At 66.3% G+C, this 15,233-nt stretch carries 15 protein-coding genes; 6 read left to right on the forward strand and 9 right to left on the reverse strand.

Going from position 1 to position 15,233, the window contains the following annotated elements:
* Positions 1 to 40 precede the first annotated feature (40 nt).
* Positions 41 to 676, reverse strand: coding sequence for a cysteine hydrolase family protein (locus tag IDF66_RS14280; RefSeq protein ID WP_190267343.1), 636 nt, complete (start codon positions 674 to 676; stop codon positions 41 to 43).
* Positions 677 to 819: 143 nt separating this feature from the next.
* On the opposite strand from IDF66_RS14280, the gene IDF66_RS14285 reads away from it, so the two are divergent.
* Both IDF66_RS14285 and IDF66_RS14290 read left to right on the forward strand, forming a co-directional pair.
* Positions 820 to 1,791: a GlxA family transcriptional regulator gene (locus IDF66_RS14285; RefSeq protein WP_190267344.1), complete on the forward strand. Its 972-nt coding sequence runs from the start codon at positions 820 to 822 to the stop codon at positions 1,789 to 1,791.
* Positions 1,792 to 1,837: 46 nt separating this feature from the next.
* Positions 1,838 to 2,734, forward strand: coding sequence for a LysR family transcriptional regulator (locus tag IDF66_RS14290; protein ID WP_190267345.1), 897 nt, complete (start codon positions 1,838 to 1,840; stop codon positions 2,732 to 2,734).
* A 34-nt stretch (positions 2,735 to 2,768) separates the two neighbouring features.
* Here IDF66_RS14290 and IDF66_RS14295 read toward each other — a convergent pair whose 3' ends face one another.
* The 3 genes from IDF66_RS14295 to IDF66_RS14305 form a co-directional block, all read right to left on the reverse strand.
* Positions 2,769 to 3,575: a TetR/AcrR family transcriptional regulator gene (locus IDF66_RS14295; RefSeq protein ID WP_190267346.1), complete on the reverse strand. Its 807-nt coding sequence runs from the start codon at positions 3,573 to 3,575 to the stop codon at positions 2,769 to 2,771.
* 134 nt (positions 3,576 to 3,709) lie between these two features.
* Positions 3,710 to 3,901 carry a ferredoxin gene (locus IDF66_RS14300; RefSeq protein WP_190267347.1) on the reverse strand — a complete coding sequence of 64 codons (192 nt, stop codon included), beginning with the start codon at positions 3,899 to 3,901 and terminating at the stop codon, positions 3,710 to 3,712.
* Positions 3,902 to 4,010: 109 nt separating this feature from the next.
* Positions 4,011 to 4,157 (reverse strand): DUF1059 domain-containing protein, encoded by a 147-nt coding sequence (locus tag IDF66_RS14305; protein ID WP_164310371.1) that lies wholly within the window; start codon positions 4,155 to 4,157, stop codon positions 4,011 to 4,013.
* A gap of 204 nt (positions 4,158 to 4,361) precedes the next feature.
* Here IDF66_RS14305 and IDF66_RS14310 point away from each other — a divergent pair, with 204 nt between their 5' ends.
* Positions 4,362 to 5,636: a cytochrome P450 gene (locus IDF66_RS14310; RefSeq protein ID WP_190267348.1), complete on the forward strand. Its 1,275-nt coding sequence runs from the start codon at positions 4,362 to 4,364 to the stop codon at positions 5,634 to 5,636.
* A 41-nt stretch (positions 5,637 to 5,677) separates the two neighbouring features.
* Here IDF66_RS14310 and IDF66_RS14315 read toward each other — a convergent pair whose 3' ends face one another.
* Positions 5,678 to 5,830, reverse strand: coding sequence for a hypothetical protein (locus IDF66_RS14315; protein WP_190267349.1), 153 nt, complete (start codon positions 5,828 to 5,830; stop codon positions 5,678 to 5,680).
* 140 nt (positions 5,831 to 5,970) lie between these two features.
* The gene (locus IDF66_RS14320; RefSeq protein WP_164310374.1) at positions 5,971 to 6,351 is read right to left on the reverse strand and encodes an SHOCT domain-containing protein; all 381 of its coding nucleotides are present in this window, start codon (positions 6,349 to 6,351) and stop codon (positions 5,971 to 5,973) included.
* Between the two features lie 176 nt (positions 6,352 to 6,527).
* Here IDF66_RS14320 and IDF66_RS14325 point away from each other — a divergent pair, with 176 nt between their 5' ends.
* On the forward strand, positions 6,528 to 7,982 hold the full coding sequence (locus IDF66_RS14325) for a DUF2252 domain-containing protein (protein WP_223309458.1): 1,455 nt from the start codon (positions 6,528 to 6,530) through the stop codon (positions 7,980 to 7,982).
* Between the two features lie 221 nt (positions 7,983 to 8,203).
* On the forward strand, positions 8,204 to 9,445 hold the full coding sequence (locus IDF66_RS14330; RefSeq protein WP_190267350.1) for a hypothetical protein: 1,242 nt from the start codon (positions 8,204 to 8,206) through the stop codon (positions 9,443 to 9,445).
* Here IDF66_RS14330 and IDF66_RS14335 read toward each other — a convergent pair whose 3' ends face one another.
* Positions 9,446 to 9,634 (reverse strand): hypothetical protein, encoded by a 189-nt coding sequence (locus IDF66_RS14335; protein WP_190267351.1) that lies wholly within the window; start codon positions 9,632 to 9,634, stop codon positions 9,446 to 9,448.
* Positions 9,635 to 9,810: 176 nt separating this feature from the next.
* On the opposite strand from IDF66_RS14335, the gene IDF66_RS14340 reads away from it, so the two are divergent.
* On the forward strand, positions 9,811 to 12,465 hold the full coding sequence (locus IDF66_RS14340; RefSeq protein ID WP_190267352.1) for a LuxR C-terminal-related transcriptional regulator: 2,655 nt from the start codon (positions 9,811 to 9,813) through the stop codon (positions 12,463 to 12,465).
* A 15-nt stretch (positions 12,466 to 12,480) separates the two neighbouring features.
* Here the strand turns inward: IDF66_RS14340 and IDF66_RS14345 are convergent, their stop codons facing one another.
* Together IDF66_RS14345 and leuA are read right to left on the reverse strand one after the other, a co-directional pair.
* The gene (locus IDF66_RS14345) at positions 12,481 to 12,915 is read right to left on the reverse strand and encodes a DUF6325 family protein (RefSeq protein ID WP_190267353.1); all 435 of its coding nucleotides are present in this window, start codon (positions 12,913 to 12,915) and stop codon (positions 12,481 to 12,483) included.
* 404 nt (positions 12,916 to 13,319) lie between these two features.
* A complete protein-coding gene (gene leuA, locus IDF66_RS14350; RefSeq protein ID WP_190267354.1) occupies positions 13,320 to 15,170 on the reverse strand; it encodes a 2-isopropylmalate synthase in 1,851 nt (616 codons plus the stop codon).
* Between the last annotated feature and the right edge of the window lie 63 nt (positions 15,171 to 15,233).

Genomic DNA, 15,233 nt, shown 5'->3' on the forward strand with positions numbered 1-15,233 from the left:
GGTTGATTCCCGTTCGGGTCTCGATGCAGGCGGACAGGCGTCACACCAGGGCGGTGCTGCCCTCGACAGCGGAGCTCACCAGGTTGTTCTTGGTCAGGGCGCTGCCCGAGTCGAGCGCCGTGCGCCAGTCCGCGGTGGTCGCGACAGCGGCGAAGTTCGACTGCAACAGCACCATCAGAGTCCGGTGCAGATCTTCCGCGGACACCGTCCCGGCCTCGTTGGCGAGATGGATCGTGCCGGTCGCGTCGGAGAGGATCTCGCTGGCCAGTCCGAGCCCCTCGGCCTCGACGGCGGTCGCGATGTCGCAGTTGTTGGCCATGAACCCGACGATGGTGATGGTGTCGACGTCGTGTCCGGCGAGCCAGTCGGCGACGTCGGTGCCGGCGAACACCGATCCGAACTGCTTGCGCACGTGCCTGGCCGAAGCCGGCGCCGCCTCGACGATCGAAGGGTGCAGTTGCCAACCCGGTGTTCCTTCGGCGAAGACCGGCGTCCCATCGGGATAGGTGTGTTGTACGACGACGATCGGGATGCCCGCCGACGTCGCGGCGTCGATGGCGGTCACGATGTTCGCCAGCGCGTCGTCGCGGGATGGGTACTGGATCTGCAGGGGTCCGTCGAAGTACTCCTGCTGGACGTCGACGACGATCAGGGCGCGGCGCGGTGTGGCGGTCATGGTCACTCTCCTCGTGGGTGCCGAACGGGTATGGCCAAGCCTGCTGCGATGTGGTTCCGTTGGGGAGTGGCCCACATGCACACTTTCGATGAAATCGGGCCACATCCCGTCGGTAGAGGATGACCGACCAGATGCGGAGGGTCATGCGCACAGCAATCCATGTCTTCGACGACGCGTCGCTGTTTCACATCGCCGCGCCTCAGATGGTGTTGGGCGAGGTGGCGCGGCTCGGTCTTGCCGAGGACTGGACGACAACGTTGTGGTCGCTCGACGGCCGCGCGGTGCGGACCGCCGAGGGCAACACGTTGTCCGATGTGGCGGATCCGTCGGTGGCCGACGACGCCGACATCGTGGTCATCCCCACCTGGCCGGCGGACCTGCCGCCGATCGACGACGGACTCCGCACCGTGATGTGCGACGCGCATGCGCGTGGGGCGGTGATCGTCGGTCTGTGTCTCGGAGCGGTGGCCGTTGCGGACTCGGGTCTCATCGCCGGGCGGTCGGCGGTCACCCACTGGCAGTGGATGTCTCAACTCGCCCAGCGTGATCCGACCCTGCGGATGGATTCGTCGGTGCTCTACATCGACCACGGCGATGTGATCACGTCGGCAGGGACAGCGGCATCCATCGACGCATGCCTGCACATCGTCCGGCGATTCCTCGGTGCGTCGGCGGCCAATCGGGTGGCGCGCAGCCTGGTCGTGGCACCGCATCGTGACGGCGGCCAGGCGCAGTACATCGAGCGTCCCGTTGCCGACCATCCCGCCGGTGATCCGATCTCGGAGGTATGTGCCTGGGCGCTGGCACACCTCGATCACGATCTCTCGGTCGACGAACTGGCCGCGCGTGCGCGCATGAGCCGTCGGAGCCTTGTCCGCAACTTTCGGGACGCCACCGGGATGTCGCCGGCGAAATGGGTTCTGGACCAACGTCTGGACGAGGCCCGTGTGCTGCTCGAGCGGACGCGCTGGGGCATGGACCGTGTCGCCCACGCCTGTGGATTCGGGAGTGCTGTGACGATGAGGCAGAACTTCGTGAAGGTGTATGCGACCACACCGTCGGCCTATCGAGCGTCCTTCGGTATCGAGGCCGCCGCGACGTCTGCTCCGCAATGATGTAGAAGATCCGAACTGTTGCGGAGCATCGATAGAGTCATTCCTCATGGATGTGAAGCGGCTGCGGTTGCTGCGGGAGTTCGCCGACCGTGGGGCGGTCGGCGCCGTCGCCGACGCGATGCACATGACGCCGTCTGCGGTGTCTCAGCAGCTGAAGGTGCTCGCCAAGGAGTCCGGCGTGGAACTCCTCGAGCAAGACGGCCGGCGGATACGCCTCACCGATGCGGGTCGGGCCCTGGTCCTACGTGCCGACGAGGTGATCGCCGCCGTCGAGCGGGCCCAGGAGGAGATGGCCGGGTACCGGTCGGGGAAGAGTTCGGTGCGCTTGGCGATGTTCCCGTCGGGCGCGACGCTGTTGCTGCCGGCCGTGCTCGATCGGGCCTCAGGTGCGGGGATCGACGTGCACGCCTCCGAACTCGACGTCGGCTACTCGGATGCCGCGCCCTCGCTGGCCGATTTCGACGTCGTGGTGACCCACCGGGACGAGCGTGCGGCGTCGGTGCGTGAACCCCGTGTCGAGGTGACCGAGTTGATGCGTGAGCCGGTCGACGTGGTGGTCGCCCGTGAATCGGCGCTGGCGCACCACGACGAGGTCGACGTCGTCGAGCTGGCCGACCACGACTGGATCAGCGTGGAGGGGGGATTGCCCATCGACGATGTGCTGCTGTCGATCTCGGCGGTGACCGGCGTGGCTCCCCGGGTGACGCAACGGATGCTCGACTTCGCGACCATCGAGGCCATCGTCGCAGCCGGTCACGGTATCGCGCTGATCCCGCGCTTCGCGGTGCGGCATCCCGGGGTGAAACGGTTGGAGCTCAAGGGTGTTCGGGCGGCACGGGTGTACGAGGCGCTGACCCGGCCGTCGTCACGGGTTGCGGTGCAGGCCGTGGTGGGCCACCTCGCGGAGTCGGCTCGGCGTGAATCCGACCGTTCCCGAACATGATTCGCGTGGCGGCGAACTCGAGAGCCCGGCCGGGTCAGCTGCCGGCCGCAGACTTCGCCCGCCGACGCGGCGCCGCCTTGGTGGCCGGGGCCTTGGTGGCGCTCCGTGAACGCTTGGCCGCACTCGTCGGCGCGTTCTTCTGCTCGTCGATGAGCCGGCTGGTGTGGTCGAGAATGCAGCTGAGCCCGTACTCGAAGTTCTGCTCGTCGGGAGCACCGCCCACGCGGCCCTTGGCGGCGGCCTCGGCGAGCAACGGGGTCTGATCGGGCGTGATGATCAGATTCTCGTAGTAGGCCTGGGCGGCCGAGTCCTCGGCCTTGTTCTTCTCGTGCAGGCGCTCGAGCACCACCGATCCTCGCACGTGCAGCTGCACTGCCGAGTAGCTGTCGTAGGCATCCTCGAGGGACAGCCCTTCGCGCATCAGGTTCTCGACCGACCGCTCGATCTCCAGCGCGCCGAGCTGCGCATTGCGCGGCCCGAGCGATGACCTGATGAGGATGAGATCGCAGAGGATCGGGTTCTTCAAGAACACATCCCGCATGGCGTGAGCGTGATCATGCAGACGCGTCCGCCAGTCGTCGCTCGAGTGCTTGAGGGCTGCGGCGAGGCCGTACCGTTCGAGGGCGCGGTCGGTCATCGCATTGAGGAGGTCGTCCTTCTTGCGGAAGTACCAGTAGATACTCGTCACGCCGACGCCGAGATGCTTGCCGAGCAACGGCATGCTCAGGTTGTCGACGCCGATCTCCTCGGCGAGTTCGAAAGCGCCCTTGATGATTTCCTCGGGATCGATCGATCCCCGCTCCCGCCGTTCGCGCTTCGGGGCGTTCTCTTTGCGTGCCATCCCAACAACCAGCCTCTCTGACAGCCCGTATTGCCGCCACTGTAGCGCATACGGGATCCCCATGCCGGTGCGCTGTGGTGCGTGGCTCGGCATGAATCGGGGCGGGTCAGGTGATTTCGGCCGGTCCGCCTCCGTCAGGGCTCGAGGGTGAGTGCCGCCGACGGACAGTGTGCTGCCGCCTCGCGCAGAACCGACTCACCCGCTGTGTCTGCGGCTGCGCCGTCGATGTCGACGTAGCCGTCGTCGTTGACCTCGAAGACCTCGGGTGAGGTGGCCTCGCAGAGACCATGTCCGACGCATCGGTCGGTGTCGACGGTGATGCGCATCGTGATGGTCCTTCCGCACAGGGCCGGCCGGTCCGTCCGGTCATTCGTACTGTATGGGCAACAGTAGTAACTTGCGGCGGTCCGGTCAACGCGGAACGGCGAATCGGCCTCAGTAGGCCATGAACAGGATCTCGTCCCGGCTGTAGTCGTGATCGGGATGGTTCTCGGCCAGGTGCTTCTGCACCAGCGTCACCAGCTCGTCCTCGTCGGCGCCCTTCATCATCTCGCCGCACGGGCAGGTCAGTCGTGTCTTCATGGTGGTCACCTCGGTGTCGATCTCGTATTCGGATGTGGTCGCCGTGGGAATTCCCGGCCGGTGTGTTCGAGATTACCCGCATCGCCGTTTCGGCGACGACGGCCGTCCGGAGGTTGCCGGAACGGCCTCGGTGGCAGCTGTGATTGACAGTACTGGATGGCATACGGTAGACCCATCAGCGCAGCCCGACTCTTTGGAGGAATCATGCCCGAGACCAGCGAACTGACCTCCGCTCACGCATTCCATCCGCTCGACATATCGGCAATCGCCTTCTGGGAAAAGGACTTCCGCAACCGCGACGACACGTTCGCCGAGTTGCGTGCCGTTGACGGCCTGACGTGGCATCGTCCGACCGAATCGATGTTTCCGCACGAGGAGACCGGATATTGGGCGGTGACCCGGCACGCCGACATCCGCCATGTCAGCCAGCACCCGGAACTCTTCAGTTCGAGCAACGGGATCAGCATGGATCCGATGCCTGCGGAGATCCAGCGGAGCATGACCTTCTTCCTGACGATGGACCCGCCCGAGCACACGCGTTATCGCCGGCTGATCTCGATGGCCTTCACGCCGAAGCAGGTCCGTCGCATCGAGGCGCAGATCGAGGCGAATGCGAAGCGGATCGTCGGCGAGTTGCTGGACGACCTGGATTCCGGCGAGCCCGTGGACTTCACCGACGCGGTGTCGAAAAAGCTTCCGATGCTGACGATCTCGGAGATGATCGGCATCCACCCCGACGAGCACGAGGCGGTCGCGTTCGCCGCGGAGAGCGTCTTCAGCGCCAGCGACGACGAGTACGCCGGTGGTCTCGAGGAGCAGGCCGTATTCCTGATGACCCAACTCGGCATCCTGACCGGTGCCGGAGTGGAGTTGGCGAAGAAGCGACGGTTGGACCCGCGCGACGATCTGATGACGAACATCGTCAACGCCGAGGTCGACGGGCACCGCCTCACCGACGACGAGATCGGCGCGTTCATGGTGCTGCTCGGCTCGGCAGGCAACGACACCACCAAGCAGACGACATCACATGCCTTCAAGGCGCTGATCGACAATCCGGATCAGCGCCGGTGGCTGCTCGAGGATCTCGAGGGTCGGATCGGCGGGGCCGTCGACGAGTTCATCAGGTGGTCGACGCCGGTGATCAGCTTCGCCCGGCACGCGGCGGTCGACACCGAGATCGCCGGCACGCCGATCGCGGCAGGGGAGAAGGTCGTCTTGTTCTACTGCTCAGGCAATTTCGACGATCAGGTCTTCGACGACCCGTATCGATTCGACCTGGACCGCTTTCCCAATCCGCACGTCGGATTCGGTGGCGGGGGCCCACACTTCTGTCTCGGAAAGCAGCTCGCCGTGATGGAACTGAAGCATTTGTTCACCGAGCTCCTGACCCGACTGCCCGACGTGGAACTCGGCGATCCCGAGTACGTGCGCAGCGACTTCGTCCACGGGGTGAAGCGGATGCCGATTCGTCGGGTCTGATCCGGCGGGTCTGATCCGACGAGTCTGGGGGCGAGCGGGTGTCAGTGGGCCGGAGTGACCTCGGGCAGTTGATCGTCGACGCGAACCGGAACCGGGCGTGTGCCTGCATGTGCGAGCAGGCCGATCATCGCGCCGATCCCGACGGTGGTGACGATCAGAACGGAGAGCAGGGCAAAGATGAGTGTGGTGTCCATATGAGACCATTCTCCGCGTGAACTGCCCCGATGGCACGCCTCCGGGCGGAATCGTTCGGAGGTTCACAATGGGTGCGCAGATGTGACACACGACCGATGCAGCCCAGTCGCGCGCTTCCGGAACACTAACACCTCCGGATTCAGCCGAGCGCCTTGGCCTTGAGTTGCGCGAACTCCTTCTCGTCGATCGTCCCCGCGTCCAGCAGGGCCTTGGCGTCGGCGATCTGTTCGGCCGATGATCGTCCGCTGACCGAGCGGATGTAGTCGTCACTCTGTTGTCGTGCCTGTGCCTGCGCCTCGGCCGCTCGGTGCGACATGCCGCGCCCGCGAGCGATGAGGTAGACGAGGGCCGTCAACCACGGCACGACGATCAGGAACACCACCCAGACCGCTTTCCACCAGCCGGACAATGCCCGATCTCGGAAGAGGTCGGTGATGATCCAGAACAAGATCATCAGGTAGGCCAGGAAGGCGAACACGACCAGCGTGTACCAGATGAAGTCCCAGAATGAATCCCACATGGTCGTCTCCTTCGATCACGAGGCGCCCGGATACCCCCGAGGTACCGGGCTCGCCTCATTATGCGAGTGATCCGACCGTCGGCGGATCATCCGGAGCGGATGAGTTCGTCTGCATCGGACATCTTCATACCGCCTGGGTGATGCCTGCTGGTCGGGACTGCTGTCATCGTCGGATGATGGACACGGCAGTCGATGCGACGGGCGGTGAGCCGATGATGCCCGCCGGTGCCGACTATCTCTCGATCACCGAGCGCGTGGCGTCCGGGCGCGCCGCCAGGAGACGGGTGGCGCCGGGTGACCTCGGCGAGGTGCCGCCCGGTGTGCTCGATGCGGGCACCCACCGAGACCCGATGGAGTTGCTCCTGCAGCAGGCGGATTCCAGGGTCCCCGAACTGGTACCGATCCGCCACGGGCGGATGGCGCGGTCCCCGTTCACGTTCTATCGCGGCGCCGCACTCCCGATGGCCGACGATCTCTCGCGGACGCCGCACAGTGGCATGACCGTACAACTCTGCGGGGATGCCCATCTGAGCAACTTCGGCTTCTTCGCGACCCCGGAACGTCGACTCGCCTTCGACGTCAACGATTTCGACGAGACGTATCCGGGCCCGTTCGAATGGGATGTCAAGCGGTTGGCCGCGAGCCTGGTGGTGGCGGCGCTCGACAACGGATTCGGACGCAAGGAGGGAAAGGCCGTCGCACGGGAGTGCGCCCGCGAATATCGCGAGACGATGGCCGCGCAGGCGGATCTCGGAACCCTGGACAGCTGGTACAGCCACACCGAGCCGGCCGGGAGCCTGGACGGGATCCGGCAGACGATCAATGCCGCGACCGCCAAGAACCTGGAGAAGCAGATCAAGAAGGCGTGGCGGCACAACAGCCTCCAGGCACTGTCGAAGTTGACCACGGTGACCGACGGGAAGGTCGGTTTCGTCAGTTCTCCGCCGCTGATCGTGCCGGTCGAGGAACTGCTGGAGCCGACCGCGATCGAAGGCGCCTACGCCGAACTCCACGGGCGGCTGCGCGACTTCCGAGAGACGATGCCCCCGCATCATCGTGTCCTGCTGGACAAATTCGAACTCGTCGCGATGGCGCGCAAGGTGGTCGGCGTGGGCAGCGTCGGAACCAGGGCCTGGGTTTTGTTGTTCCGCGGCAAGGGCGATGGCGATCCGTTGTTGTTGCAGGCGAAGGAGGCGCAGGAGTCGGTGCTCGCACGTTATCTCGGCGGTCCCGAGCACCTGAACCAGGGTGAGCGGGTGGTCAACGGCCAACGGCTGATCCAGGCGGTCAGCGACGTGTTCCTCGGCTGGGACTCCGGTGTCGGCTTCGACGGCGTGTACCGGGACTTCTACCTCCGCCAATTGCGAGATGGCAAGGGCTCGGTCGTGATCGAGACCCTCGATCCTGCCGCACTCCGGGCTTACGGGCGGGTGTGCGGTCGAGTCCTCGCATATGGACATACGCGGTCCGGGGATCCGGTCGCGATCTCGGAATACCTCGGGTCGACCGACGAATTCGATCGTGCCATGGGACGATTCGCTATCAGATACGCGGAATGCAACGCCCGCGATCACGCCACATTCGTGGCGGCCATCGACCGTGGAGCGATCGCAGCGATCGCCGACTACTAGGAGGCCCGGACGTGGCGGAAGCCGGATCCGACAGTGCTCACCCTCGTGACGCTCGCCCTCGTGACGCTCGCCCCCTCGACGCCGACGAACGTGCCGAACTCGAGCGCCTGAGGGCCGAGGTGGCGGGCCGAACCGGCCGCCGGCGGGAAGGGCCGTCGATATGGCGGCGTATCGGGGCGACCGTATTGGTCATTTTGTGTGCGCTCCTCGCACTCACCTCCGTGACCACCCGTTATGTCCGTGGCGAGCTCCTCGACACCGAACACTATTTGACCACCGTGACACCGTTGGCCTCCGATCCTGCTGTGCAGGCGCAGGTCTCCGCCGCGGTGACCGAACAGATCGATTCGCGGGTCGACATCCAGCAGATGACCCAGCAGGCGCTGCAGCAGATCGTGGACCTGACCCCCGCGGACCGGCCCCGCGTCGATCAGGCGCTGGTCGGTCTGGCGCCCGTTCTCGCATCGCAGGCCGAGTCGTTCGTGCACAAGACGGTGGACGACTTCGTACGGTCGTCGACCTTCAAGGACCTCTGGGTGGCGGCGAACCGCGCCGCGCATCGATCCGTCGTCGCCGCGGTCACCGGCGAAACCCAACGCGACGCGGTGAACATCGGTTCCGACGGGACGATCAGCATCCAACTGGGTCCGATCATCGAACAGGTGAAGCAGCGACTCCAGGACCGCGGTTTCGCCTTTGCCGGCAGCATCCCGCAGGTCGACAAGCAGTTCGTCGTGTTCCAGTCGCCCGACCTGGCCAAGGCGCAGCGCTGGGTGCGGGCGCTGGACAAGATCGCGTCCATCCTGCCGTGGCTGGCCATCCTCGCGGCCGTGGGGGCCGTGGTGCTGATCGGGTCCGGACGACGTCTTCGCATGCTCGCGATCGTGGGGATCGCGATCACCCTCAGCATGCTCGTCCTCGCCATCGGACTGCTCGTCGGAAGGTCGATCTATCTCGGCCAGGTTCCGCCCGACGTGCTCTCACCAGATGCCGCACGGGTCATCTTCGACACCGTCGTGGCGCCGTTACGTCTCGCGTTGCGGGCGGTCGCGGTGGTGGGCCTCGTGGTCGCGGTGGCGGCGTTCCTCGCCGGTGGTTCGCGGGCGGCCCTTGCGGTACGTCACGGATTCACCCGAGGCGTCGGAGCCGTCGACTCGCGTCGGGCCGCACGAGCGCCCAACACGTTCGAGCGCGTGCTCTGGCAGGCGCGGATCGCGGTGCGGATCGGCGTGGTCGCGATCGCCGCGCTCGTGTTGATGTTCTGGCCCTATCCGACGGGTCTGGTGGTCATCTGGACGGTGGTGATCGCGTGCGTGGTGTTGGCGGCCCTGGAAGTGGCCATGCAGCCTGCGCGCCGTGCCCCTGTCCCGGTGGTCGAGGGCCCGGCAGAGCCGGTGACGGCCGATGACGAGACGACGGGACCAACCGACCCGCCCGTCAGTGCCCGCGGTGACCAGGCCTGATCATTCGTCGCGGCCCTGACTCTCGCCGGAATGTTCCGGCGAGTGTTCCGGCCCAGCCACCCCGGAGCTGTCTCGACGACGGGAGATCGCGCGTTCGAGCAGGGCAGCGGACTCCGGATGAGGCGTCGAGCGAACGATGGGATGACCGATGACGGCCCGCCGATTCGCCCGTCCGGGACGCAGGGCCATGATCACCACCTCCTCCGTGCCTACGGCGAGGCTTCGCCGCGCGCACATCTGATCGTCACAGATCGGACACCGTGGTGTCGCCATTCCATTCGAATGAGTGAAGGGCGCGCCGACTTTACGGATTAGAATCTGTGCAGGTCCCCCCGGCCAGTCGGGGCGTCGTAGACGGGATCCGTGTGAAGGAGCCGATCGGTCACCTGGCGCCGGATGCCAGGCTGCGCATCTCGCGCCCGGAACTCCCTCCGGGCCACGTTCGGCTGCGTCGAATCGACCGTGCGTTGACCGCGTGCCGGCCGGGGCAGGTCGCCGTGGTGTCTGCGGGGCCCGGTTATGGGAAGACACTTGCGGTTGCCGCGTGGAGCCGTCACGTCGCGACGGAGCCGGTGGCGTGGCTGGCGGCCGACGACTCGGATGGCCTCCGGTCGTTCTGGGGCGGCGTCGTCGGGGCGCTGTCGGCCGCCGGTGCTCTTCGTGATCGCACGGCCGTGACCGACGTGGTCCCGGGCGTCGGGTTCGACCGTAGCGAGGTCGAGCTCGTCATCGACGGGCTCGCGGCCACCGAGACGCCGGTGACGTTGGTGCTCGACGACCTCCATCGGATCGCCGACCAGGCCGTTCTGGAGTCCGTCCGTCATCTGATCTCCCGTCAGCCCGCGCAACTGCGGCTGATCCTGATCACCCGTGCGGCCTCTGAGCTCCGGCTCCAGAAGCTGCGACTCACGGATCGGCTCACCGAGATCGGTTCCGACCGGTTGGCGTTCACGCACGCCGATGCACTCGAATTCTGTACGCGCGCAGGGGCAGAACTCTCCGCGGAGGATCTCGATACATTGCTCGTGCGGACGCAGGGGTGGCCCGCGGGCCTCCGACTCGCGCTGCTGAGTACTCATGACGCAGACGTCCACGACGCGCTGACGCAATTCGGAGGCCTCAACGAGACCGTCGCGGCGTATCTCGTCGAGGAGGTGCTGGAGAATCTGGCACCGACCGATCGGAAATTCCTGTTGTCGAGCAGCATCGTGGAGATGATGACCGGTGACCTCGCGCGTGCGCTGACCGGTCGGATCGACAGCCGACATGTCCTGGACAGTCTGGTGGAGGACAACCTGCTCACTGTCCGGCTGTCCGATCGGCCGGACTGGTACGCCTACCACCCACTGTTCCGGGAACTGTTGCTGGATCGTCTTGCGGCCGAGAACCCCGATGCCCCTGCGGATCTCCATCGTCGAGCGGCGGTCTGGTTCATCCAGAGCGGAGATCCGATCTCGGCGATCCGGCATTTCGGTCTGGCCCATGCGTGGGCCGAGGTGGCCGAGGTGTTGTGCCGGATCGCTCTGCCCCTGGTGTTGTCGGCGCAGGCGCCTGCCCTCGCAGCGGCGCTGGCACCGACCGCCGCGCAGGCTGACCGGCAGCCGACCGCCGACACCCTGATCGTGGCGTCGATCCTGGCGTATCACCGCAGTGACTACGGCACGATGACCCGAGACGCCGACGACGCGACGAGCGCCTTGCGTGGCGGGCCGACTCCTCCTGCGGCAACACAGATCGTGCTCGCGCTGACGCGGATGGTCCGCGCCCGGCTGAGTTCACTCGACGATGTCGTCGAGCGGTGCGACGAGGTGCTCGGACTGGTGGCCGGAGTGTCGCGGAGCGAGGTGCCTGCCGCCCAGGCCTATGCGTTGATCGCCAAGAACAACCGTGCCATCGGGCTGTTCCACCGCGGTGAGATCGCTGTGGCCACACAAGAACTCCAATCCAGTCGGGTCAGTGCCGAGGGTGCAGGGCTGAGTCTGATGGCGATGGCGGCGGATGCATACCTCGGGCTCGTCGATCTCGCCGACGGCGCGTTGCCGGACGCCCGTGCCCGGACGACGGCGATCAGGTCGCTCGCCGAGCGTCGCGGGTGGACCCGTCAGCCCCAGGCGATGGCGCTGTACGCAGCCTCCGCCCTGACTCACCTCGAGAGTCATGAGCTCGAGGCGGCCGAGCGCGCGATCGCCATGGGGCGCAGTGCCGTCGAGCTCGGCACGGACAGTGGGGCCTGGTTGGTCCTGGAGATCTCGGCGGTCTGGCTCGCGGTGGTGCGCGGTGATCTCTATGCTGCGCGAACTGCATCCAAACGGCTCGAGGCGGTGCGCGAGCAGTCAGGCCGGCTGCCTTCGCTGCTCAGCACGTGGTACCAGGCCACGACGGCTGAGGTGCAGATTCTCGCAGGCGACGCCGACGCCGTGATAGCCCGGATGCGCGATGCGGCGCGTGCCGACTCGTACGCCGGTGCCCTGACGAGGGTCACCCTCGCCAGGGCGTATCTCTCGGCGGATCGACCCGGTGACGCGGCGGACTTGTTGGGTGCGACGAGTTCCTATGCGCCGCATCGTCTGCAGGCAGTCGAGGCCGCGGTGCTGTCGGCGGTGGCCTCAGCGCGCCTGCAACGGGAGTCGGTGGCGCTCGAACGCATCGGCGACGCGACACGGCTGGCGGCACCGATCGGTCACATACGGCCGTTCGTGACGGCGGGGCCGCCGGTGCGGGCGCTGCTCGAGAGGCACCAACACTTGGCCGACGATGACGTCGGGTTCATCCGGCAGCTCATCGCGGCGTGCGGTGGCACGGTCGGACCGGTCGATGGCGCACCGGTTGGTGTGCTCACCGAGCGGGAATTGGTGGTCTTGCGATACCTGCCGACCATGTACAAGGCTTCGGAGATCGCCGCAGATCTGTTCGTCTCGGTCAACACCGTGAAAACCCATCAGCAGTCGATCTATCGGAAGTTGGGGGTGTCGACGCGTCGTGAGGCGGTCGACCGAGCCCGCGAACAGAATCTGATCTGATCGTCCGCCACGGCGTCATCCAGGGGGCTCGGTGGCCAGAGCCGCGACCACCGCTCCGGTCGGGATGCGTCCCTGGGCGATGATCTGCGATCCCGACCTCTGCGCGAGCGTGACAAGAGGGCGGGCGCACAGGTATTCCCAGACGATCACGATTGCGCTCCGCCCCGGTGTCACCGCAGTCGCGATGTTCTCGACATCCTCGAGGGCCAGGATCTCGGCGAGAGATGTCACGAAGTCCGCGGAGCGGGGATCCTCGACCCCCTCGACCTCGGTCACATCGACCGTGCCGGTGGCGTCGACGGAGATCGCCACCAGGTCGAGGATGCGCATGGAGCCGGTCGCCATGATCCCGGCGAACTCGGCGATCATCTGATCGATGAGAGTCGTTGTGTCGTCGGGGAGTTCGACGACGATGTAGTCGATCGGCCCGAGCTCGGCCCGGTCGGCCATGCTGACCCCTCTCGTGGAGTGGACCGTGCTGCGCGGACGGTGCGCCCGATCCTCACCATGGAGTCTGTCCCGCTACGGGGTGGAAGTCGTCATCCGGAAAGGATGACGATCGTGTCGCATGCCGACAAGGGTGTGGGCCGGCACCCGGTCAGCGGGGATCGCCCGCTGTTCGATGGGTCCCGGCCCACGCCTGGACACGATGAGTCGGGGGTCACCCGACCATCGTGGGTCTGATGGCGCGCCGATGGGGTTGGCGCGTCGATGATCTCGATACGCGGCTCCTCCGTCGCCGCTACTCGATCGGCGGGGCGGACGCGGCTCCTCCGTCGCCGCTACTCGATCGGCGGGTGGAGGTGGCTGCGGGGTGGAGGAGTTCCGGCGGTGCCGTTGGTTGTACTGGGTCGCTACGGGGCCCAGGTGCGCGGTGCGGCGGCGGCATCGTCGGCGACCGGCGCGGTCACGCGGTTCGCGCGGTTGACCGCCGAGACCACCGCACGCAGGCTGGCCGTCGTGATCGACGACGCGACGCCGACGCCCCAGACGGTCTCGCCGTTGACCTCGGTCTCGACATAGGCCGCGGCGCTGGCGTCTCCGCCTGCGGTGAGTGCGTGTTCGCTGTAGTCCAGGACCCGTACGTCGAAGCCGACCGTGGACAGCGCGTCCACGAACGCCGCGAGCGGCCCGTTGCCGCTACCACTGATCTCACGCTCGACGCCGTCGACCTTGACCACCACGGTGATGCTGTCCTCGCCGCCGTCGACCTCGGCCGCATCCACCTTCTGGCGCATGCGCTCGAGCGGTCGGACCGGGTACAGGTACTCCTCGGCGAACACATCCCACATGGCCTTCGGGTTGACCTCGCCACCCTCGCCGTCGGTGATCTTCTGGATCTCGCGGCTGAACTCGATCTGCAGGCGGCGCGGCAGGTTCATGCCGTGGTCGGCCTTCATGATGTAGGCGACGCCGCCCTTGCCGGACTGGCTGTTGACCCGGATCACGGCCTCGTAGTTGCGGCCGACGTCCTTGGGATCGATCGGCAGATACGGCACCTGCCACAGGATGTCGTCCATGTCCTGGTCGGCGTCATCGGCGTCGATCTTCATCTGGTCGAGGCCCTTGTTGATGGCGTCCTGGTGGCTGCCCGAGAAGGCGGTGTACACGAGGTCACCGCCGTAGGGGTGGCGTTCGGGAACGTTCAGCTGGTTGCAGTACTCGACGGTGCGTCGGATCTCGTCGATGTCGGAGAAGCTGATCTGCGGGTCGACGCCACGGCTGAAGAGGTTCATGCCCAGGGTCACCAGGCAGACGTTGCCGGTGCGCTCGCCATTGCCGAACAGGCAGCCCTCGATGCGGTCGGCGCCCGCCTGATAACCGAGTTCGGCTGCGGCGACGGCCGTTCCGCGATCGTTGTGCGGGTGCAGGCTCAGGATGACCGAGTCGCGACGGGCCAGGTTGCGATGCATCCACTCGATGGAGTCGGCGTAGACGTTCGGGGTCGCCATCTCGACGGTGGCCGGAAGGTTGAGGATCATCGGACGCTCGGGGGTCGGCGCGATGATCTCGGTGACGGCGTCGCAGACGTCCTTGGCGAAGCTGAGTTCGGTCCCGGTGTACGACTCCGGCGAGTACTCGTAGCGCCAGTTGGTGTCGGGGTACTTCTTCTGCTCGTCGAGCACCTTGTGCGCCGCGTCGGTGGCGATCTTCTTGATCGCGCCCTTGTCGGCGCGGAACACCACACGTCGCTGCAGTACCGACGTGGAGTTGTAGAAGTGGACGATCACGTTGGCCGCGCCGCGGCACGCGTCGAAGGTGCGCTCGATCAGCTCGTCGCGGCACTGTGTGAGCACCTGGATGGTGACGTCGTCGGGGATCGCGTTCTCTTCGATGATCTCCCGGACGAAGTCGTAGTCGGTCTGGCTGGCCGCCGGGAAACCGACCTCGATCTCCTTGTAGCCCATACGGACCAGCAGATCGAACATCCGTCGTTTGCGGGCCGGGCTCATGGGGTCGATCAGGGCCTGATTGCCGTCGCGCAGATCCACCGCGCACCACATCGGCGCACCGGTGATGGTCTTGTCGGGCCAGGTCCGATCGGGGACGGCGACGTTCTCGACCTCATCGGCGAACTGACGATAACGATGAGAGGGCATCGCCGAACTGCGTTGGGTGTTCCAGACCGGTTGGCCGGAGGGAATCGGGCCGGAAGGCTCGACGATGCGGCTCGTGCCGGAAGTGAATGAGTCTGCTGCTGCCATGGTTGGTCAATCTCCGTGAATCGAATGGGGAAGATGACCGGCGCATGAATAGGCCCGCGACGG

The organism is Gordonia hankookensis, from assembly GCF_014673215.1.
GTDB lineage: Bacteria > Actinomycetota > Actinomycetes > Mycobacteriales > Mycobacteriaceae > Gordonia > Gordonia hankookensis.